The sequence below is a fragment of the Neobacillus niacini genome (assembly GCF_023715415.1).
Classification (GTDB): domain Bacteria; phylum Bacillota; class Bacilli; order Bacillales; family Cytobacillaceae; genus Neobacillus; species Neobacillus niacini_C.
Map to the genome: position 1 here is coordinate 37,678 of NZ_JAMBOB010000011.1, position 17,419 is coordinate 55,096.

The 17,419-nt window shown below is 36.9% G+C and carries 15 protein-coding genes; 14 read left to right on the forward strand and 1 reads right to left on the reverse strand.

Going from position 1 to position 17,419, the window contains the following annotated elements; all coding sequences use genetic code 11:
* The first annotated feature begins 74 nt into the window (after window positions 1-74).
* The 11 genes from yycF to M3189_RS22245 all read left to right on the forward strand — a co-directional run bounded on the left by yycF (window position 75) and on the right by M3189_RS22245 (window position 13,217).
* Window positions 75-785, forward strand: coding sequence for a response regulator YycF (gene yycF / locus M3189_RS22195; RefSeq protein WP_251638074.1), 711 nt, complete (start codon window positions 75-77; stop codon window positions 783-785).
* Window positions 786-793: 8 nt separating this feature from the next.
* Entirely contained in the window at window positions 794-2,617 is a 1,824-nt protein-coding gene (gene walK, locus M3189_RS22200; protein ID WP_251638075.1) for a cell wall metabolism sensor histidine kinase WalK, read from the forward strand.
* The gene (locus M3189_RS22205) at window positions 2,614-3,936 is read left to right on the forward strand and encodes a YycH family regulatory protein (RefSeq protein ID WP_251638076.1); all 1,323 of its coding nucleotides are present in this window, start codon (window positions 2,614-2,616) and stop codon (window positions 3,934-3,936) included. Before walK ends, M3189_RS22205 begins: the two co-directional genes overlap by 4 nt.
* Window positions 3,923-4,708 (forward strand): two-component system regulatory protein YycI, encoded by a 786-nt coding sequence (locus tag M3189_RS22210; RefSeq protein WP_251638077.1) that lies wholly within the window; start codon window positions 3,923-3,925, stop codon window positions 4,706-4,708. Before M3189_RS22205 ends, M3189_RS22210 begins: the two co-directional genes overlap by 14 nt.
* An 18-nt stretch (window positions 4,709-4,726) precedes the next feature.
* A complete protein-coding gene (locus M3189_RS22215) occupies window positions 4,727-5,521 on the forward strand; it encodes an MBL fold metallo-hydrolase (protein WP_251638078.1) in 795 nt (264 codons plus the stop codon).
* Window positions 5,522-5,649: 128 nt separating this feature from the next.
* Entirely contained in the window at window positions 5,650-6,879 is a 1,230-nt protein-coding gene (locus M3189_RS22220; protein ID WP_251638079.1) for a S1C family serine protease, read from the forward strand.
* Between the two features lie 256 nt (window positions 6,880-7,135).
* Window positions 7,136-7,615, forward strand: a complete 480-nt coding sequence (rlmH, locus tag M3189_RS22225; protein WP_095247402.1) for a 23S rRNA (pseudouridine(1915)-N(3))-methyltransferase RlmH — start codon at window positions 7,136-7,138, stop codon at window positions 7,613-7,615.
* Between the two features lie 172 nt (window positions 7,616-7,787).
* Window positions 7,788-8,867 (forward strand): CdaR family transcriptional regulator, encoded by a 1,080-nt coding sequence (locus tag M3189_RS22230; protein WP_251638080.1) that lies wholly within the window; start codon window positions 7,788-7,790, stop codon window positions 8,865-8,867.
* 141 nt (window positions 8,868-9,008) lie between these two features.
* Complete coding sequence (locus tag M3189_RS22235) at window positions 9,009-10,184, forward strand: glycerate kinase family protein (RefSeq protein WP_251638081.1); 1,176 nt, start codon at window positions 9,009-9,011, stop codon at window positions 10,182-10,184.
* 157 nt (window positions 10,185-10,341) lie between these two features.
* Window positions 10,342-11,802, forward strand: coding sequence for a glycoside hydrolase family 5 protein (locus M3189_RS22240; protein ID WP_251638082.1), 1,461 nt, complete (start codon window positions 10,342-10,344; stop codon window positions 11,800-11,802).
* Window positions 11,803-11,912: 110 nt separating this feature from the next.
* A complete protein-coding gene (locus tag M3189_RS22245; RefSeq protein WP_251638083.1) occupies window positions 11,913-13,217 on the forward strand; it encodes an extracellular solute-binding protein in 1,305 nt (434 codons plus the stop codon).
* 16 nt (window positions 13,218-13,233) lie between these two features.
* On the opposite strand, the gene M3189_RS22250 is transcribed toward M3189_RS22245, so the two are convergent.
* Window positions 13,234-13,434, reverse strand: a complete 201-nt coding sequence (locus tag M3189_RS22250; RefSeq protein ID WP_251638084.1) for a hypothetical protein — start codon at window positions 13,432-13,434, stop codon at window positions 13,234-13,236.
* A 758-nt stretch (window positions 13,435-14,192) separates the two neighbouring features.
* Here M3189_RS22250 and M3189_RS22255 point away from each other — a divergent pair.
* The 3 genes from M3189_RS22255 to M3189_RS22265 all read left to right on the forward strand — a co-directional run bounded on the left by M3189_RS22255 (window position 14,193) and on the right by M3189_RS22265 (window position 17,398).
* Window positions 14,193-15,524 (forward strand): ABC transporter substrate-binding protein, encoded by a 1,332-nt coding sequence (locus M3189_RS22255; RefSeq protein ID WP_251638086.1) that lies wholly within the window; start codon window positions 14,193-14,195, stop codon window positions 15,522-15,524.
* An 80-nt stretch (window positions 15,525-15,604) separates the two neighbouring features.
* On the forward strand, window positions 15,605-16,555 hold the full coding sequence (locus M3189_RS22260) for a carbohydrate ABC transporter permease (RefSeq protein ID WP_251638087.1): 951 nt from the start codon (window positions 15,605-15,607) through the stop codon (window positions 16,553-16,555).
* Window positions 16,556-17,398, forward strand: coding sequence for a carbohydrate ABC transporter permease (locus M3189_RS22265; protein WP_251638089.1), 843 nt, complete (start codon window positions 16,556-16,558; stop codon window positions 17,396-17,398).
* Window positions 17,399-17,419: the final 21 nt, after the last annotated feature.

The window sequence follows — 17,419 nt, forward strand, 5'->3', positions numbered from 1 at the left end:
GTAAAGTAAACTAGAGTAGAAATGCCAATTATATTTTTATATAGATTATTTTATAAAACAAAGGAGCAATGGGTATGGAAAAGAAAATTCTCGTGGTGGATGATGAAAAACCGATTGCGGATATTTTGCAGTTTAACTTAAAAAAAGAGGGTTACGATGTTTACAGTGCTTATGATGGAAACGAAGCTCTCCAGATGGTAGAAGAAGTGCAGCCAGACTTAATTCTCTTAGATATTATGCTGCCTTTAAAAGATGGCATGGAGGTTTGTCGCGAAGTCCGTAAGAAATATGATATGCCGATCATTATGCTGACCGCTAAAGATTCGGAAATAGATAAGGTATTAGGCCTTGAGCTTGGTGCAGATGATTATGTAACAAAACCTTTTAGTACGAGGGAATTAATCGCAAGAGTAAAAGCGAATCTGCGTCGACATCAGGTGGTTATTTCTCAGACAGATGAGGAAGTTGAAACAAATGAAATTGAAATTGGTTCACTTACCATCCATCCAAATGCATATGTTGTTTCAAAACGCGGGGAGACGATTGAATTAACCCACCGTGAATTTGAACTGCTTTACTATTTGGCAAAGCATATTGGGCAGGTAATGACAAGGGAACATCTGCTGCAAACCGTATGGGGCTATGATTATTACGGAGACGTTCGGACAGTGGATGTAACGGTTCGCCGTTTACGTGAAAAGATTGAAGATAACCCTAGCCACCCTACGTGGATTGTCACTCGCAGAGGAGTGGGCTACTATTTGCGTAACCCAGATCAGGAGTAATAGACTACATGAAAAAGGTTAGTTTTTTTCGTTCTATACATGTAAAATTCGTCATTATCTACGTATTGCTGATTTTAGTAGCGATGCAGATTATTGGCGTTTATTTTGTCAGGCAGCTTGAAGAAACATTGAGGACTAATTTCCAAACCTCTATAAAAGAACGTGTTAATTTACTTGCCTACAATGTGGTTGAAGAAATGGAAAGAAAAAGGACTCCTGAAGATCCTACTCTTGAGGAAGAAATTAAGAAAATTCTTCGCGATTTTGAATCTGCTGATATTTTTGAGGTTAGGGTGATAGATGCGAAGTCACGTAAAATTCTCGGTACCTCCGATGCAAACCAGGGGCTTGTCGGACAAAGGACAACAGAGCTGCGGATTACGCAGTCCATCAATCTTGGCGAAGACTCGAGTAGTATCAGAATTGATAAAAAAGGCGGACATCGGATATGGGTCCTTTCGACGCCAATCAAATCGGGCAATAATGTGATTGGTGCTATTTATTTGGAAGCCAAAATAGAAAATGTATTTACCCAAATGAAAACCATTAATGGTATTTTTGCAACGGGTACAGGTATTGCCTTAGCAATTACAGCTATCTTAGGAATCCTGCTTGCACAGACCATAACCAGGCCGATTACAGACATGAAAAAGCAAGCACTAGCGATGGCAAAAGGGAATTTTTCGCGAAAAGTAAGGGTATATGGGCAGGATGAAATTGGAACCTTAGCACTTACCTTTAACAATTTAACGAAAAAGCTCCAAGAAGCTCAGGCCATGACTGAGGGAGAACGGAGAAAGCTATCTTCCGTTCTATCCTATATGACAGACGGAGTCATTGCGACGGACCGAAAAGGCAGAGTCATCTTAATCAATGAACCGGCAGCAGAAATGCTGAATGTTTCACGTGAAACAGTTCTCTCACAGCCAATCCTTTCTCTATTAGGATTAAACGATACAAATACATTTGAAGATTTATTAGAAGAAAAAGAATCGTTAATTCTTGATTATAGTACCAAAAAGGAACCCTATATTCTTCGCGCCAACTTTTCAGTTATTCAAAAAGAGACCGGTTTTGTTAATGGATTAATTGCGGTTCTTCACGATATAACCGATCAGGAAAAAATTGACGCAGAAAGAAGAGAGTTTGTTGCCAATGTATCACATGAGTTAAGAACACCGCTCACAACGATGAGAAGCTACTTGGAGGCTTTGGCAGATGGTGCCTGGAAAGATGAAGAGATTGCGCCTAACTTTTTAGAGGTAACACGGACCGAAACGGAAAGAATGATTCGCTTAGTCAATGACCTTCTTCAATTATCCAAAATGGATAGTACAGATTACCGACTCTCAAAGGAATGGGTGAATTTTGTCGATTTCTTTGACCGTATTATTGATCGTTTTGAAATGTCAAAAAATCAAAATGTTAGCTTTCAAAGATTACTGCCAACTCATGCAATCTTCGTAGAAATTGATGAAGATAAAATGACACAGGTCCTTTACAATATAATATCGAATGCACTTAAATATTCTCCTGAAGGCGGACAGGTTACTTTTTCAATAAAAGAGGAAGAAGAAAAGATTGTTGTTAGTGTCTCTGATGAAGGAGTAGGAATTCCGAAGGAGAATATTTCTAAGATTTTTGATCGTTTTTACCGTGTGGACAAAGCGAGAACGAGAAAATTAGGTGGTACAGGTTTAGGATTGGCCATTGCAAAGGAAATGGTTAATGTTCATGGCGGGATGATTTGGGCTGTTAGTGAAGAAGGAAGAGGAACGAAAATTTCCTTTTCACTGCCATACGAGCAATCTGAAGAGGATGAATGGTCATGAGATATGAAAATAGCAAATCAGTCATATTAACAATTCTCATACTGGTTAGTATTGTGTTAACCTGGAATCTTTGGACGTACCAGCCTAATTTTGACATGATGGAAAATGGTAATAATGTTGCGGAGGTAACGTTAAAAGAAAAACGCGAACTTCATGAGGTCATTACCCCTGATCTTGTGTTATTTCATAGTAACGGCCAGCATAATGGAACCACCAATGCCGCTCTACTTAATCAGATTATGAGTGAAATAAGGAAATGGTCTTTCTATGACGTTAAAAACTACTCTGAAAATGTAGAGGATATCAAAGAATTAGTACATGGAAATGGCAATGCGGAGATTGTCTTTCCAACGGACATTCCGATTGAAATTTATCGAAGTGTCCTAAAATTTGAGGAGAAAAGAATTCCTGCCTTCCATTTCAATCGAATGATTATTAGCGTTGAGAATTCAGAAAAGGGAAATGGGATTGTATATTTCGTTTCTGGCGATTACCAGCAAGTTTTTATAAGCCATATTTCCCCTGGGTTATTAAATGAATTCAACCGTGATTTTTTTAAAAATAGAGAGCAATATCAGCGCTATTTCGCTTATGAGGCAACAGCGCAGCGGACTATATTTATTCCAGATGGAAATGTAGAAATGACGGAATATACGTATCTACCTGTCGTCCTTAATTCGGAGGCATTCAAAGAAGCATTGTTTAGTGACCCGAGTTTTGTCCAAAGGGGAACAGTTTCTGGGGTAGAAGAATTTAGTGATGCCTCAAGTAAGATGACGGTTAATCATGATACCAATATGCTGCTTTATATAAATCCTACGAGAGATTCTAATTATGTTGACAACGTGTATGATTTATTAATGAGGAGCATTGATTTTATTAATGGCCATGGCGGTTGGACCGACCCTTATCGATATGTAGAGAAGGATGTAAAAGGGAAATCTGTTACGTTCCGTTTGTATAATAATGATGGTTATCCTGTCTTTAGTGCGAACGGCATGTCAGAGATTCAAGAGGTTTGGGGCAGGAATGAGATTTCAAAATATGTTAGACCCAATATAGCTTTAGAGCTTCCATTAACAACGGAAATGGTAAAGGTAACCCTTCCAACAGGGTCAGAGGTAATGGGATATCTCAAAAGTAAAAAGAATTTTAAACCAGAATTACTAGAACAACTTGTTTTAGGATACGAGATGACAAGGGATAAAGGTGAAAATAAACTGATTCTCCTAGAGCCTGCTTGGTTTTACCGCTATAACCAGACATGGGGACAAATCACGAAGGATGACCTGGGGGGATTGTTACATGGATTGGAGTAAAATTAAGACGATTTTTATCTTAACGTTCCTGATATTAGATGTTTATCTATTATTTCAGTTTATGAAAGTTAGAGATGCAAATCAATACGAAGTCATTACAGAGTCTTCTTTTGTAGAAAAGCTAGAGGCCGAGGAAATTCGCTATAAAGAGCTGCCAAAGGCACCGATTGAGGACCAGTATCTAAGTGCTAAGCCCAAAATGTTTACGAAGGATGATGTAACAAAACTTAAAGGGCAAATAGTGCTTTTAAAAGAACCTAGCACAGCACTGATGGTGAAGTTAGATAAGCCAATTGCTTTAAAACCAAAATTTGAAGCAGCTGAGTTAACATCTTTTATTAAGGATAATGTTTTGTACGGCAGCCAGTATAAATTTTGGAAGAAAGATGAAAAGAAAAACACCATCATCTACTTTCAACAGTATGAGAATATGAGTTTATATGAAAACCTAAGCGGAATGCTTACATTTCAAATTGATGATCATAATCAAATAATATCCTATGAACAAACCTACCTAGAGGATATTGCAAAAATGACAGAAAAGAAGGAAATCCTTCCTCCTTTAAAGGCATTGGAAACCTTGCATCAAAAAGGTGCCCTAATGCCAAAAAGTAAAATTACAAAGGTTGAACTTGGTTATTCAACATTAATTCAGCTTGCGGCTTCACAAGCTTTGGCACCCACATGGCGATTTGTGGTGGATGATAAAGAAAGTCTTTATGTTAACGCACTAGAAGGACAGATTATAGAATTTAACAGCGATGAAAAATAGGGATGTGGAGTGAAAAGTATGTCATTACGTTATAGCATTTTAGCGAGCGGAAGTACGGGGAATTCGCTTTATGTTGAATCAGACGAGCATTCCTTTCTAGTAGATGCAGGATTTAGCGGGAAACAAATGGAGGCATTTTTTCAACATATAGATCGAGATATCAGTAAATTATCAGGTATTTTTGTTACCCATGAACACAGCGATCATATTAAAGGGATTGGTGTATTGGCCCGTAAATATAAACTTCCAGTTTATGCGAATGAAAATACTTGGCGGGCAATGGAACGGAATGTTGGAGATATTCCAACAGAGCAAAAGATGATTTTCAGCACAGAAAGTGTAAAAACCTTTGGTGCAATAGATATTGAATCTTTCGGGGTCTCACATGATGCAGCAGAGCCGATGTTCTATGTATTCCATCACTCAGGCAAGAAGTTGGTTTTAATCACAGATACAGGCTATGTAAGTGATCGGATGAAAGGAATCATATCGAATGCAGATGCCTATATTTTTGAGTCAAATCATGATGTGCAAATGCTCAGAATGGGTAGATATCCTTGGAATATTAAACGAAGAATTCTAAGCGATGTTGGACATGTTTCGAATGAAGATGCAGCGATTGCGATGAGTGAGGTCATCGGGGACAATACAAAGCGAGTGTATCTTGCCCATTTAAGCCTTGATAACAATATGAAGGACTTAGCAAGGATGTCAGTAGCACAGACGCTGCAAAGCCAAGGTTTGATTGTTGGCGAGCAGTTTGACCTCTACGACACAGATCCTAAGGTTCCAACAATTTTAACAGCAGTATAGATTAAGAACAATGATACTTGATTGGTATCTTTGTTCTTTTTTTTATAAAATGAAAGTGGACAGAGTATAATTGTAAGTATAAGCCAAAATAAATGGTAGTTGCTTAATGAAAGGGAGACGTGGTGAAAATGGGTTATTATGATGATCATTCACAAGGGCGTTACCAAGAAAAAAGTGGAAATAGTAGAGGGTACTTTTTTGCTAGTATCGTTGGAGCGATATTAGGTGCCATGCTTGTTGTTATCTCCATCCCAGCATTATCCAACCAGGGTTTTCTACCCTACAATGTACAGCCCAATCAAAGTCAGAATGGCACAAATAATAACAATCAGGACAATTTTATTCAACAGCAGGTGTCCTATGATGTAAATACGGATACAACAAAGGCCATTGATAAGGCTGCGGATGCAGTAGTTGGGATTAATAATATCCAAAATTCAAATTTTTGGTCCGATGAGTCGGGTGACAACCAAGGTCCTGCTGGTACAGGCTCAGGTGTTATTTATAAAAAGGCAGGAGATAAAGCATACGTCGTAACCAACCAGCATGTAGTAGAAGGTGCGACACAGTTAGAGGTCACGTTAAATGATGGTACAAAAATACCTGCAAAATTGCTCGGAGGCGATGTCTGGACTGATTTAGCAGTTCTTGAAATTGATGCCGCCAAGATTAAAAAAATTGCTGAGTTTGGTAATTCAGATGCCTTAAAAATGGGTGAACCTGTTATGGCAATCGGAAATCCGCTCGGGGCAACCTTTTCTGGTTCTGTTACACAAGGGATTATTTCAGGAATCAATCGAACCATTCCAGTGGATATCAATCAAGATGGCATTATGGATTGGAATGCGGAGGTATTGCAAACAGATGCAGCGATTAATCCTGGTAATAGCGGCGGTGCGTTAATTAATATTGGCGGGCAGCTGGTTGGAATCAACTCAATGAAAATTGCCCAAAGTGCTGTGGAAGGAATTGGATTATCGATTCCTATTAACTCTGCAAGACCAATTATTAATGACCTGGAACAGTTTGGTGTAGTGAAACGTCCATATATGGGAGTGGATTTGAAGTCTGTGGCTGAAATTCCTGGGTATTATCAAGAAGAAGCTTTAAAATTACCTAGAGATATTAACTACGGAGTAGCTCTTCGCCAAGTGGTTCCAAATTCTCCTGCGGCACAGGCTGGATTACAAGAGCTGGATGTAATTGTCGAAATGGATGGAGAAACCATTCATGACGTCATTGATCTTAGAAAGCATTTATACCAAGAGACCAAAATTGGTGACCAGATGGAAGTAAAATACTATCGAGAAGGAAAGTTAAAAACGACTACAATAACGCTGGCTGAAGATAGGTCATAGTGAAAAGGGCAGAAAGGTGTAACCACCTTTCTGTTTTTAATGGGTGTGAATGAGCTTAAAACATTTCCAGTATTATTTAAAATAACTGGGGATAACTTATCAACAGGCTGTGAATAGTGTCGAAATACAGCTGTATATATTGTGGCGAACAAATGATTCCATACAAGATGTGGATAAAAAATGTGGACATGTGGATAACTTCTGTGGATATCTTGTTTGTAAACTGTTTGTAATATAAAAAAGAGGGTTGTGGATTGTGAATATCTCGATTGTCAGTGTTGGTAAATTAAAAGAAAAATATTTGAAAATGGGAATTGATGAATATTTAAAGCGATTGAATTCGTATGCAAAAGTGGAAGTCATTGAGGTCGCAGACGAAAAGGCGCCAGAAGAATTAAGTGAGTTGGAAATGATTCAAGTGAAGCAAAAAGAGGGAGAAAGAATATTGGCTAAGATTAGCCAGGATACATATGTGATTGCATTAGCGATCAATGGAAAAATGCAATCCTCTGAAGAGCTCGCTGATACGTTGGACAAACTAGCCACGTATGGGAAAAGCAAGATTGCCTTTGTTATCGGCGGGTCGTTAGGATTAAGTGAAGAAGTACTAAAACGGGCTAACGAAAAGCTTTCTTTTTCAAAAATGACCTTCCCCCATCAACTGATGAAATTAATATTAGTGGAACAGATTTATAGAGCCTTCAGGATAAACCGTAATGAACCGTATCATAAGTAAATGAGGTTTTATATCTCTAAACTAGTAAAAGCCAAGAATAACAAGTATGTATATTTCTGCCTTATTTGTGTGGGTTTGAGGGATTATTTGTATAAGGTCGGATGATGGAGGATTTTAATGTATGATGTCGAATTAGTTGTTACTAGGTATAGGAAGGAGAGGTGTTATTTTAATGCTCACAAAAGAAATGGCTGATATTCTTGTCAAGGAAACGATGAGAAGAGTTGGACGGAATATTAACATTTTTGACCGTAACGGTATCATTTTAAGCTCAGGTGAAAAAAATAGAATTGATATGTTTCATGAAGGTGCTTTTGAAGTTGTGCAAACGAAAAGTCCACTCATTATTACAAATGCTGAAGTGGATAAATACCGCGGCGTAAAGAAAGGCATTAACCTGCCAATATTTAATCAGGACAAAATTATTGGTGTTGTTGGTATTTCTGGGATTCCGGAAGAAGTACAAGAATTTGGCTCATTAGTCGTTTTGATGACAGAGTTATTAATCAAACAGCAGCTCCTATCTAATGAAGTGGAATGGAAATTTAGAACAAGAGAAAGCATTATGGATGAAATACTGTCTGAAAAGCAAAATCATTTGAAGATAACCCAAAAATTATCCGTTCTAAATATTAGTTTGTCCCCGCCATATTTTCCGATTGTTATTTCGTTAACCCAGGGGAGAAATAATACCCAGACCTTGATGTCAAATATATATAAAGATATTGAATCGATTTTATATGTATACTCATGTATTTATGCTTTTAATGACTCACAGACCTTTTTACTTTTATTGGGTTCGAAATCTGTGAATGAGAAGAATCGATTGATGGACCAGCTTGAAAGATTTATGGTAAACCGATTTAACCAAGTTTCTATTTCAAGCGGTTATTTGGCTGAGCAGTTTGACCAAGTCCGTGATAGTTTTAAACAACTAAAGCTTGCTTTGCAGTTATCAACTGAGAGAAGGATCCATTTAAGAGACTATGAGATTCAGCTCCTATTAAAAGAGGTAAACGAAGTAGAGCGAAAACGAGTTAAAACTAGGATTCAGCAGCAGCTTACCCCAGAATTGAAAGAGACTTTAAGAGAGCTTTTTAACAATGATTTAAATGTTCAAACTACAGCTGATGCCCTCTTTATCCATCGTAACACCCTATTGTACCGATTAAAGAAGGTACATGAAATAACAGGATATAACCCAAGGAAATTTCATGATGCAATTGTATTGCAAATGTCTGAATGGTTGTAGAAAAATGACAGAGTTGTACGAAACCTCCAAAAAGTAAATGAATTTTAGCCTGTTTTATTGTTAGATTTAACCATATTATATTAATATTATGAATTTTATAATAGAACTAGGCACAAAAGAGGCTGGTTGGAGGTTTATAAAATGAAAATCCTGATAATGCCTGATTCCTTTAAAGGCAGTTTGTCAGCAATTGATGTAGCAAGATCGATTGAAAATGGAATTAAAAAAGTAAATGCTGATACAGAAACAGTTGTCATTCCAATGGCAGATGGAGGAGAAGGCACATTACAAGCTTTAGTAAATGCAACAAATGGGGAAATCGTGAAGGCTGCTGTCCTTGATCCGTTAGGAAGAGAAATCAATGGCTACTATGGAATCATGGGGGATGGATCGACAGCAGTAATAGAAATAGCGATTGCTTCTGGACTGCCATTATTAAAGGAAGAAGAAATGGATGCTTTGAATGCATCAACATTTGGAACCGGCCAGTTAATTATGCATGCGCTTAAGAACGGTGCCACCTCATTTATCATTTGTTTAGGTGGAAGCGCTACAAATGACGGTGGAACGGGCATATTGAAAGCATTAGGATATAAGTTTTTGGATCACGAAGGCAAGGAGCTTAATGAAGGCGGGCTTTCTTTACGAGATTTAGCTTTTATTGACGAATCTGATGTGAGTCCGTTAGTTAAACAGGCAAAATTTCGAATTGCTTGTGATGTAAATAATCCTTTTGTAGGAAGCAACGGCGCATCCTATATATTTGGACCGCAAAAGGGAGCAACCCCAGATCAAATAGTACAGCTTGACCAATCATTACAGGTTTTTGCTGATGTTATTTATAAACAAAAAGGAAAGCGGATTCATAATCTTAAAGGTGCCGGAGCGGCCGGAGGTACAGCAGGCGGGCTAATATCTCTCCTAAACGCAGAACTCCAGCAGGGTGTTGAATTGGTTATGGAAGCGTTAAAATTGCAGGAACTGGTGGAAAACGGGAAATTTGACTTTGTTCTTACAGGGGAAGGAAAACTAGATTATCAGACGGGATATGGAAAAGTAATTGCAGGGGTCACCAAGCTGTGTAATCCAAGTGATATTCCCGTTATAGCGCTTTGCGGGCAAATTGACGCAGAGGGTTCAATGATAAACGAAGTCGGTTTAACGGCAGCTTTTAGTATTACGAACGGGCCAATGAGCCTGGGTGAGGCGATGTTCAACACGAAAAAATTGTTAGAACTGTCAGGTGAACAGATCTTCCGCTTATTTTTAGCTGGAAGTCTAAATAATAAAAATATTCATTCCAAACATATAACCTGAAGTAATTCGAAAGCGTTAACATGGTAAAATTCTCTATGCCTATTAAGGGTGGTGATGGTGGAACCAATATGGCGGTATCACAGATAATGGTTAATGTTTTTAGAAATCAAAGCTTAAAGTTAAGAAATTCAATATTTTAAGTGGATGGGTGATTGACATGGATCTATTAAAAGTAATTCAAAATAGGATCACGGATTCGGCCGGAAAAACTGTGAAACTGCGGGGAACTTGTATTGGCGGCTGGATGAACATGGAGGATTTTATAAACGGCTATACCGGATCGGAGCATGGTTTACGACATGCTATGTCAGAAGTGTTGGGTAAAGGAAAGGCTGAGTTCTTTTTTGAACGGATGCAGCATTATTTCTTTGGGGAAGATGATATAAAGTTTATCAAAAGCTGGGGTGCTAATACGGTTCGTCTCCCTTTGAATTACCGCCATTTTGAGGACGATGAAATGCCATTTAAATACAAAGAATCGGGTTTTAAAGTGTTGGATAAAGTTCTTAACTGGTGTGAAAAACACGGTTTGTATGTTATTTTGGACCTTCATGCAGTTCAAGGATTCCAAAATACTCACTGGCACTCAGATAATGATATCAGGCACAGTTTCTTTTGGCATGATAAACACTATCAAGACAGATTTGTTGCTTTATGGGAGGAATTTGCACGCCGATATCGTGGTAAAGCGGTTATTGCTGGTTATAATCTAATGAATGAACCGTGTGTAAATACACCGCACGGGGATTACCCACAAACATTCTTTTCCAATTATAAACCGGATTGGGAGCGTATGAATCGCATATACAAAAGAACGGTTGACGCTATTCGCAAAATTGATCCAGATCATATTATTTTTCTTGAAGGAGATAACTACTCAAAGCTGTTTGACGGTCTCGAAGCTCCATTTGCTGGAAATTTGGTTTACAGCAGTCATAATTATACAGCAGCTGGATTTGGTCCAGGAGCATATCCGGGGGTGTCTGATGCTAAAACAGCCCGAATTGAAAGCGGCGTATATTGGGATAAAGAAAAACAAATACAGGTATTTAAAGAGCATCAGGGGACTAAATTTGCAGAGAACTACAATGTTCCTCTCTGGGTTGGTGAGTTTGGCTCAGTTTATAACGGCACTGCTGGAGAAGTTCCATACCGATTGGCTGCCATGGATGACCAAATTAGTATATTTGAAGATTTTGGTGCTCATTGGACGACATGGACTTATAAAGATGTTGGTGTTATGGGAATTGCAATGCTTGATCCAGAATCTGAATATATGCAGCGTATTTCCTCAATTATTAGAATGAAGCATCGATTGAATACAGACGATTGGATGATTTGGCTCCCTGGTTATGAGGCGAGAGCGACGATTGACAGCTTAGCAAAGCATCTTGAAGATGTGATTGAAGATCCTAATATTAATCACAGCTTTAACGTAGCTGCCTTGTCCCAGTCTATTTTAACAGTCTATACAGGTGCATTGATTCAGCCGGCATACGCTAAAATTTTCAAAGACTTGTCTGAAGAACAAATGGACAAGGTTATGCAGTCATTTGCATTTAAGAATTGTAATATTAATGATGGGTTGCTTAATATATTAAAAAAATATACAAACTAGTTTTTTAAATTACTAGAATCTACGATTCTATCACAACGCTTGTCTCTAGTAGTTTTGTATAAAAATACAAGGAAGGGTTGATTAGTTTGAAGAAATTATCGTTATTAGTTATGGCTCTTTTATTTGTGAGTGTACTTGCATTAGCAGCATGCTCAAGTGATAAGGAGACCGCCGGACAAGGTGCGGGAGATCAAGACACGCAAGATCAAGGTACTGCGAACAAAGGTTCAGATGAAGAGATTGTACTTGATTTTTGGCACTTTGATCCAGGTGCAAGAATGGAAATTTATCAGGAGGCAGTCAATCGTTTTGAGGCAGAACACGAGAATGTAAAAATAAATATGTTACAAATTCCAAATGATCAATATAAACAGCGCGTAGTCGTCGCGATGTCAGGAGGAAAGGCCCCTGATGTATTTGCCAGCTGGGGCGGCGGATGGTTAGAAGAGTTTGTAAATTCCGGCCAGGTCATGGACTTAACGGATGAGGATATTGAATTTGATAAGTTTGTCGATGTTGCACTTGCTAACTCCAAGTTTAATAATCGAGTTTATGGTCTTCCATTAGGTATCTCAGTTTATAATTTCTTTTACAATAAAGAAATCTTTGAAAAACATAATTTAGACGTTCCAGAAACATATGATGAGTTCCTAAATGTTATTAAGGTATTAAAGGATGGCGGTCTTTATCCAATTGCTATAGCCAATCAGCCAAAGTGGCCTGGTGCTTTCTACTTAATGTACTTTGCTGACCGATTAGGCGGAGAGGAAGTATTCCAAGGGGCATACCGCAGAACTGGAAAAGGGTTTGACGATGAAGCTTATGTACAGGCAGGTAAATATATTCAGGACTTAGTAAAAATGGATGCCTTTAACCCAGGTTTTAACGGTCTTCCTTATGATGCAGGTTCTGCGAGACAGCTTATTTACTCTGATCAGGCTGCGATGATGCTTATGACAAGCGGATTTGTAAATAATGTTCGTCAAGAATTCCCTGAGTTTGAAGAAAAAATGGGAGTGTTCCAATTCCCAACAATTGAAAATGGAAAGGGTAACCCATCAAACCTCAGTGCTGGTATATCACCAACCTGGTCTATTAAAAAGGATACAAAGCATCCTGAACTAGCCGTTGCGTTTCTTAATGAGTTAACTAGTTTAGTAACAGCTCAAGATTATGTAGACCGTTCTGGTAATGTTGTTGCCATTAAAGGTGTAGAAGTAAAAGACCCTTGGGTAAAAACCTTTACAGAATGGGTAAATGAGGCGAATTCAATTCAATTCCCGTATGACCAAACCTTACCACCTGAATTAGCAGAGGTTCATAAGAATACAACATTTAATCTTTTCGGTCTATCTATTACACCGGCAAAAGCAGCAGAGGAAATGGAGAAAATGGCAAAAGAAGTATTGAAATAAGTAATGGAGGAGAAAGCTAGTCTTTTAGCTTTCTCCTCTTCTCTTCTTCGATGATTTTTATTTCTGGATTAAAGTGATCGGCTACTACTCTTTCAGTTTCTCTTTCAAACGGTTCTGCCCCGTTATAGTAGGCATTACGGTTAATATAAACCGGTTGCTCAACTGTAGAGGAATTTTTGGATAATCTGAATAGATAAATTAAGATACTTCTCCACAAAGGGTGGGGAAGTATTTTTTTTATTTCCCCGTTTTGTGGGGATTATGTGCAACCAATTATTTTACGAAGATTTCTAAGTCTTCAGCTGGTACAAGGCTTTTTTCTATCAAACCAAGTCTCAATAATTTGGCTATCCGTTTCCTTCTCCAGGTCTGTTTCAGACTCACTTACTATTACACAGGCAATTATAGTTTCTGAATGAGCATCAACCTGCACATCTTTTGTACACTGTTTCTACCTTACTTAATGTATTCCACAAGCAGTATCAGTATTATTTTTATGTTGAATTTAAAAAAGTTGGCAAAGTGTTTTAAAGTGCAACTATTTTAGAAAGTGAGATGAAAATACACTAAAAAGCATTGCATAATAAAACAATATATAATAAAATCACTTTAAGACAACATTTTCATAATGTTTAGAAAAAACAAATAAAATTGTTTTGCTAACATTTAAGGGATTATGATCTGCTAATTGGTATAAGGATTTTTATGGAAATGCAAAGAATTAAAGCATTAATAGATAGTTATTTTGAAAGTTTATAAAATAAAAAGAGTTTAAACTAATCGTTAAATCTATTAGATAGAAATTTAAAGTTCGAATAGAAACTTTTATGATAGCGCTTTATAAAAAATGTTCAATAAGTGTAACGAATATAAGTGATAAATATAATCTTTAAGGGGGTGGTTAACAAGAACTTGGATTATTGGTGAAATTCATCAGTTGGATTAATTAACCAAATAATAAGGGGGAAAGTAAAATTGAGTAGATTATTTTACTTGGGTTTTTCTATGCTTTTGGTAATAAGTATTGTATTGAGCGGATGTAGTAGTGGTGGAGATAAAAAAGTCAATTCAAATGGTAATTCGGAAGCAAGCAATGGAACTAATAAAGCACAAGAAATGACATTTTGGACATTTCAAGGGCTACATATTGATTTTTTTGAAGATGCTAATAAAAGATGGAATGAAGCGAATCCGGATCGACCTATAAAGTTGAAATTGGAGTCATTCCCTTATGATGATATGCATAATAACCTTTTGTTAGCTCTTCAATCAGGTGTTGGTGCACCTGATATTGTAGATATTGAAGTCAATCGTTTTCCAAACTTTTTGCAAGGTGATATTCAGTTAGAACCATTGAACGACATAATTGAACCAGAAATCGATAGTTTCGTAAAATCTAGATTCGAAGTTTATGGAAAAGACGGACAATATTATGGAGCGCCAACCCATGTTGGAGCCTCAGTGGCATTTTATAACAAGGAGATATTTGAAGAAGCAGGCGTAAGTCCTGATGATATCAAAACATATGATGATTTTATTGAAATTGGAAAAGTGATCAAATCTAAAACTGGAAAACCTATGCTACCTATATTCACTAACGGATTTTGGGAGTTTTACCCAATGATAAGTCAAAAAGATTCAGATTTCTTTAACAGTAAAGGCGAGGTAACTTTAGATAACAAAAAAAATGAGGAAGTATTACAGTATCTTTATGATTTAATATATAAACATGATATTGGTGTGCTTGCTCCAGGTGGACATCATGAAGATGAAGAATTTTTTGCTTTCATGAATGATGGTGGAGCTGCCTCTTTGATTATGCCTTCTTGGTATGCGAGTCGTTTTGTAAGTTACATGCCAGACCTAGCTGGAAAGATGGTAATAAAACCTATGCCAGCTTGGAAAGAAGGGGGAAATCGTTCTGCTGGAATGGGTGGAACTGGTACTGCTGTTACAAATCAAGCGAAAGATGTTGAATTAGCAAAAGAATTCTTAGCATTTGCCAAATTGTCAAAAGAATCGAATATCAAAATTTATGAACTTTTAGGTTTCGACCCTCCTCGTCATGATGTTTGGGACTCTCCGGAGTTACGAGAGCCTAATGAATTTACTGCATACTTTGGTGATGGTCTATTTGATATGTTAATGGGAATTAAAGATGAAATTAATCCGCTTAATATTACAAAGCTAACACCAATGACAAGGGATTTGATTGAAACCAATGTATTGCATAATACTCTTAGAGAAAAAACGCAAACTCCTGCCGAAGCTTTAAAACAAGCAGCAGATGAGTTACGTAGCAGGTAAATAAGATAACATTTTTTTATAGCAGGTTAGGGGTAGTTCAAAAACATATCCCTAACTGCTGATACAAGGAGGATTGACAAATGAGGCAAGACTCTAATCTAATTACTAAATCAGGGAATGTATTAAAAAATGTAGTTTATTCACCCAAAAAAAGTTTATTTTATTCACAAAGATTAGCACCTTATGTGTTTATCGCTCCTTTCTTAGTGATTTTTTTCGGGTTTTATTTTTACCCTGTCAGCTATACCATTATTATGAGTTTTCAAGAGATTTTACCCGGTCAAATAAGGTTTATTGGATTTGATAATTACGCGAGGTTATTTAATCCTACTTTCTATAAAGCGTTATATAATACAACATTATACACGTTTTGGACAATTGTTATTCTAATCCCCTTACCATTAATTATGGCGATTATTTTAAACACAAAGAAGATGAAAGCGAAAACCTTTTTTAGGGCTTGTATCTTTATTCCATCCTTAACATCAACAATTGTCGCAGGTGTTATTTTTCGATTAATGTTTGCAGAAACAGAGACTGCATTTGCTAACTCATTTCTCTCATTTTTCGGTTTTGATTCAGTTAATTGGAAACAAAATGGAGCAACACTAATGTTTTTGATGGTTGGATTGGCATCATGGAGATGGATGGGTGTAAATATGATTTATTTTTTGACAGGTCTACAGAACATTCCAAAAGAAATGTATGAAGCAGCTGAGATAGATGGCGCCAATGCATTTAATAAATTTCGGCACATTACCATTCCATTCTTAAAGCCTGTAACAGTGTACGTGTTAACTATTACGTTATTTGCAGGTTATAAAATGTTTGAGGAAGCTTATGTCTTTTGGGAAATAAATTCTCCAGGAAACATTGGATTGACACTAGTAGGGTATTTATACAAAGAAGCTTTTCAATATAATCAACTAGGTTTTGGTTCAGCGATAGGTGTAACATTATTAGTTATTGTTGCTATTTTAGGTTTTATTCAGTTGAAGCTGACAGGATTTAGTAGTAATGGAGGTAAATAGATGAGTAGACAGAAACAAAAAAAGTTAGGAACAATATTATTACTTTTGTTCATGCTTATACCTCTAATTATTGCCGTTTTTCCGTTATTAGCATTGACTCTGGCTTCTTTGAAACCATCTACAGAATTAATGAGGTATGGACTAAATATTAAGCCGCAATTTGAATTGTGGAGTTTGGACAATTATACTTATTTGTTTACAGAAGGTAGAGTATATTTTCATTGGTTTAAAAATAGTATCATTATTTCATTATTTTCAACCGTATTAGCATTAATATTTTCCTCCATGGTTGGGTATAGTCTAGCGATGTACAGGTTTAGAGGACAAGGTATCGTGATGTTTTTAGTTTTATTGATTATGATGATTCCTTTTGAAATACTAATGCTGCCATTATTTAGGATGATGATTTGGTTGAAAGCTGTAGATACCTATGCGGGTGTAATATTACCAATGATAATTCATCCATTAGCAATCTTTTTCTTTAGACAATATTCACTAGGATTACCTAAGGAACTGATGGATTCTGCAAGGATAGATGGATGCACAGAGTATGGTATTTTCTTGCGAATTATGCTTCCATTACTGAAACCTGCATATGGAGCAATGGGTATTTTATTAGCATTATTTAGTTGGAACAATTTCCTTTGGCCATTAGTGGTATTGCGTACAAAAGAAATGTTAACGCTGCCTATTGGGCTGGCTGGCTTACTTACTCCGTATGGAAATAACTATGATGTATTAATTTCTGGTTCTGTTTTAACAGTACTTCCAATCATCATTGTATTTATTTTTGCACAAAAATACTTTATCGAAAGTCTTTCTGCAGGAGCAGTTAAAGGATAAATGGATAGATTTTAGAAATTA

Excerpts from the sequence above, each read along its gene's own strand:
- M3189_RS22230 (WP_251638080.1), top strand. The coding sequence starts at position 7,788 with ATGCTCACAAAAGAAATGGCTGATATTCTTGTCAAGGAAACGATGAGA.
- M3189_RS22260 (WP_251638087.1), top strand. The coding sequence starts at position 15,605 with ATGAGGCAAGACTCTAATCTAATTACTAAATCAGGGAATGTATTAAAA.
- M3189_RS22235 (WP_251638081.1), top strand. The coding sequence starts at position 9,009 with ATGAAAATCCTGATAATGCCTGATTCCTTTAAAGGCAGTTTGTCAGCA.
- M3189_RS22210 (WP_251638077.1), top strand. The coding sequence starts at position 3,923 with ATGGATTGGAGTAAAATTAAGACGATTTTTATCTTAACGTTCCTGATA.
- M3189_RS22265 (WP_251638089.1), top strand. The coding sequence starts at position 16,556 with ATGAGTAGACAGAAACAAAAAAAGTTAGGAACAATATTATTACTTTTG.
- M3189_RS22220 (WP_251638079.1), top strand. The coding sequence starts at position 5,650 with ATGGGTTATTATGATGATCATTCACAAGGGCGTTACCAAGAAAAAAGT.
- M3189_RS22240 (WP_251638082.1), top strand. The coding sequence starts at position 10,342 with ATGGATCTATTAAAAGTAATTCAAAATAGGATCACGGATTCGGCCGGA.
- M3189_RS22215 (WP_251638078.1), top strand. The coding sequence starts at position 4,727 with ATGTCATTACGTTATAGCATTTTAGCGAGCGGAAGTACGGGGAATTCG.
- yycF (WP_251638074.1), top strand. The coding sequence starts at position 75 with ATGGAAAAGAAAATTCTCGTGGTGGATGATGAAAAACCGATTGCGGAT.
- M3189_RS22205 (WP_251638076.1), top strand. The coding sequence starts at position 2,614 with ATGAGATATGAAAATAGCAAATCAGTCATATTAACAATTCTCATACTG.
- walK (WP_251638075.1), top strand. The coding sequence starts at position 794 with ATGAAAAAGGTTAGTTTTTTTCGTTCTATACATGTAAAATTCGTCATT.
- M3189_RS22245 (WP_251638083.1), top strand. The coding sequence starts at position 11,913 with ATGGCTCTTTTATTTGTGAGTGTACTTGCATTAGCAGCATGCTCAAGT.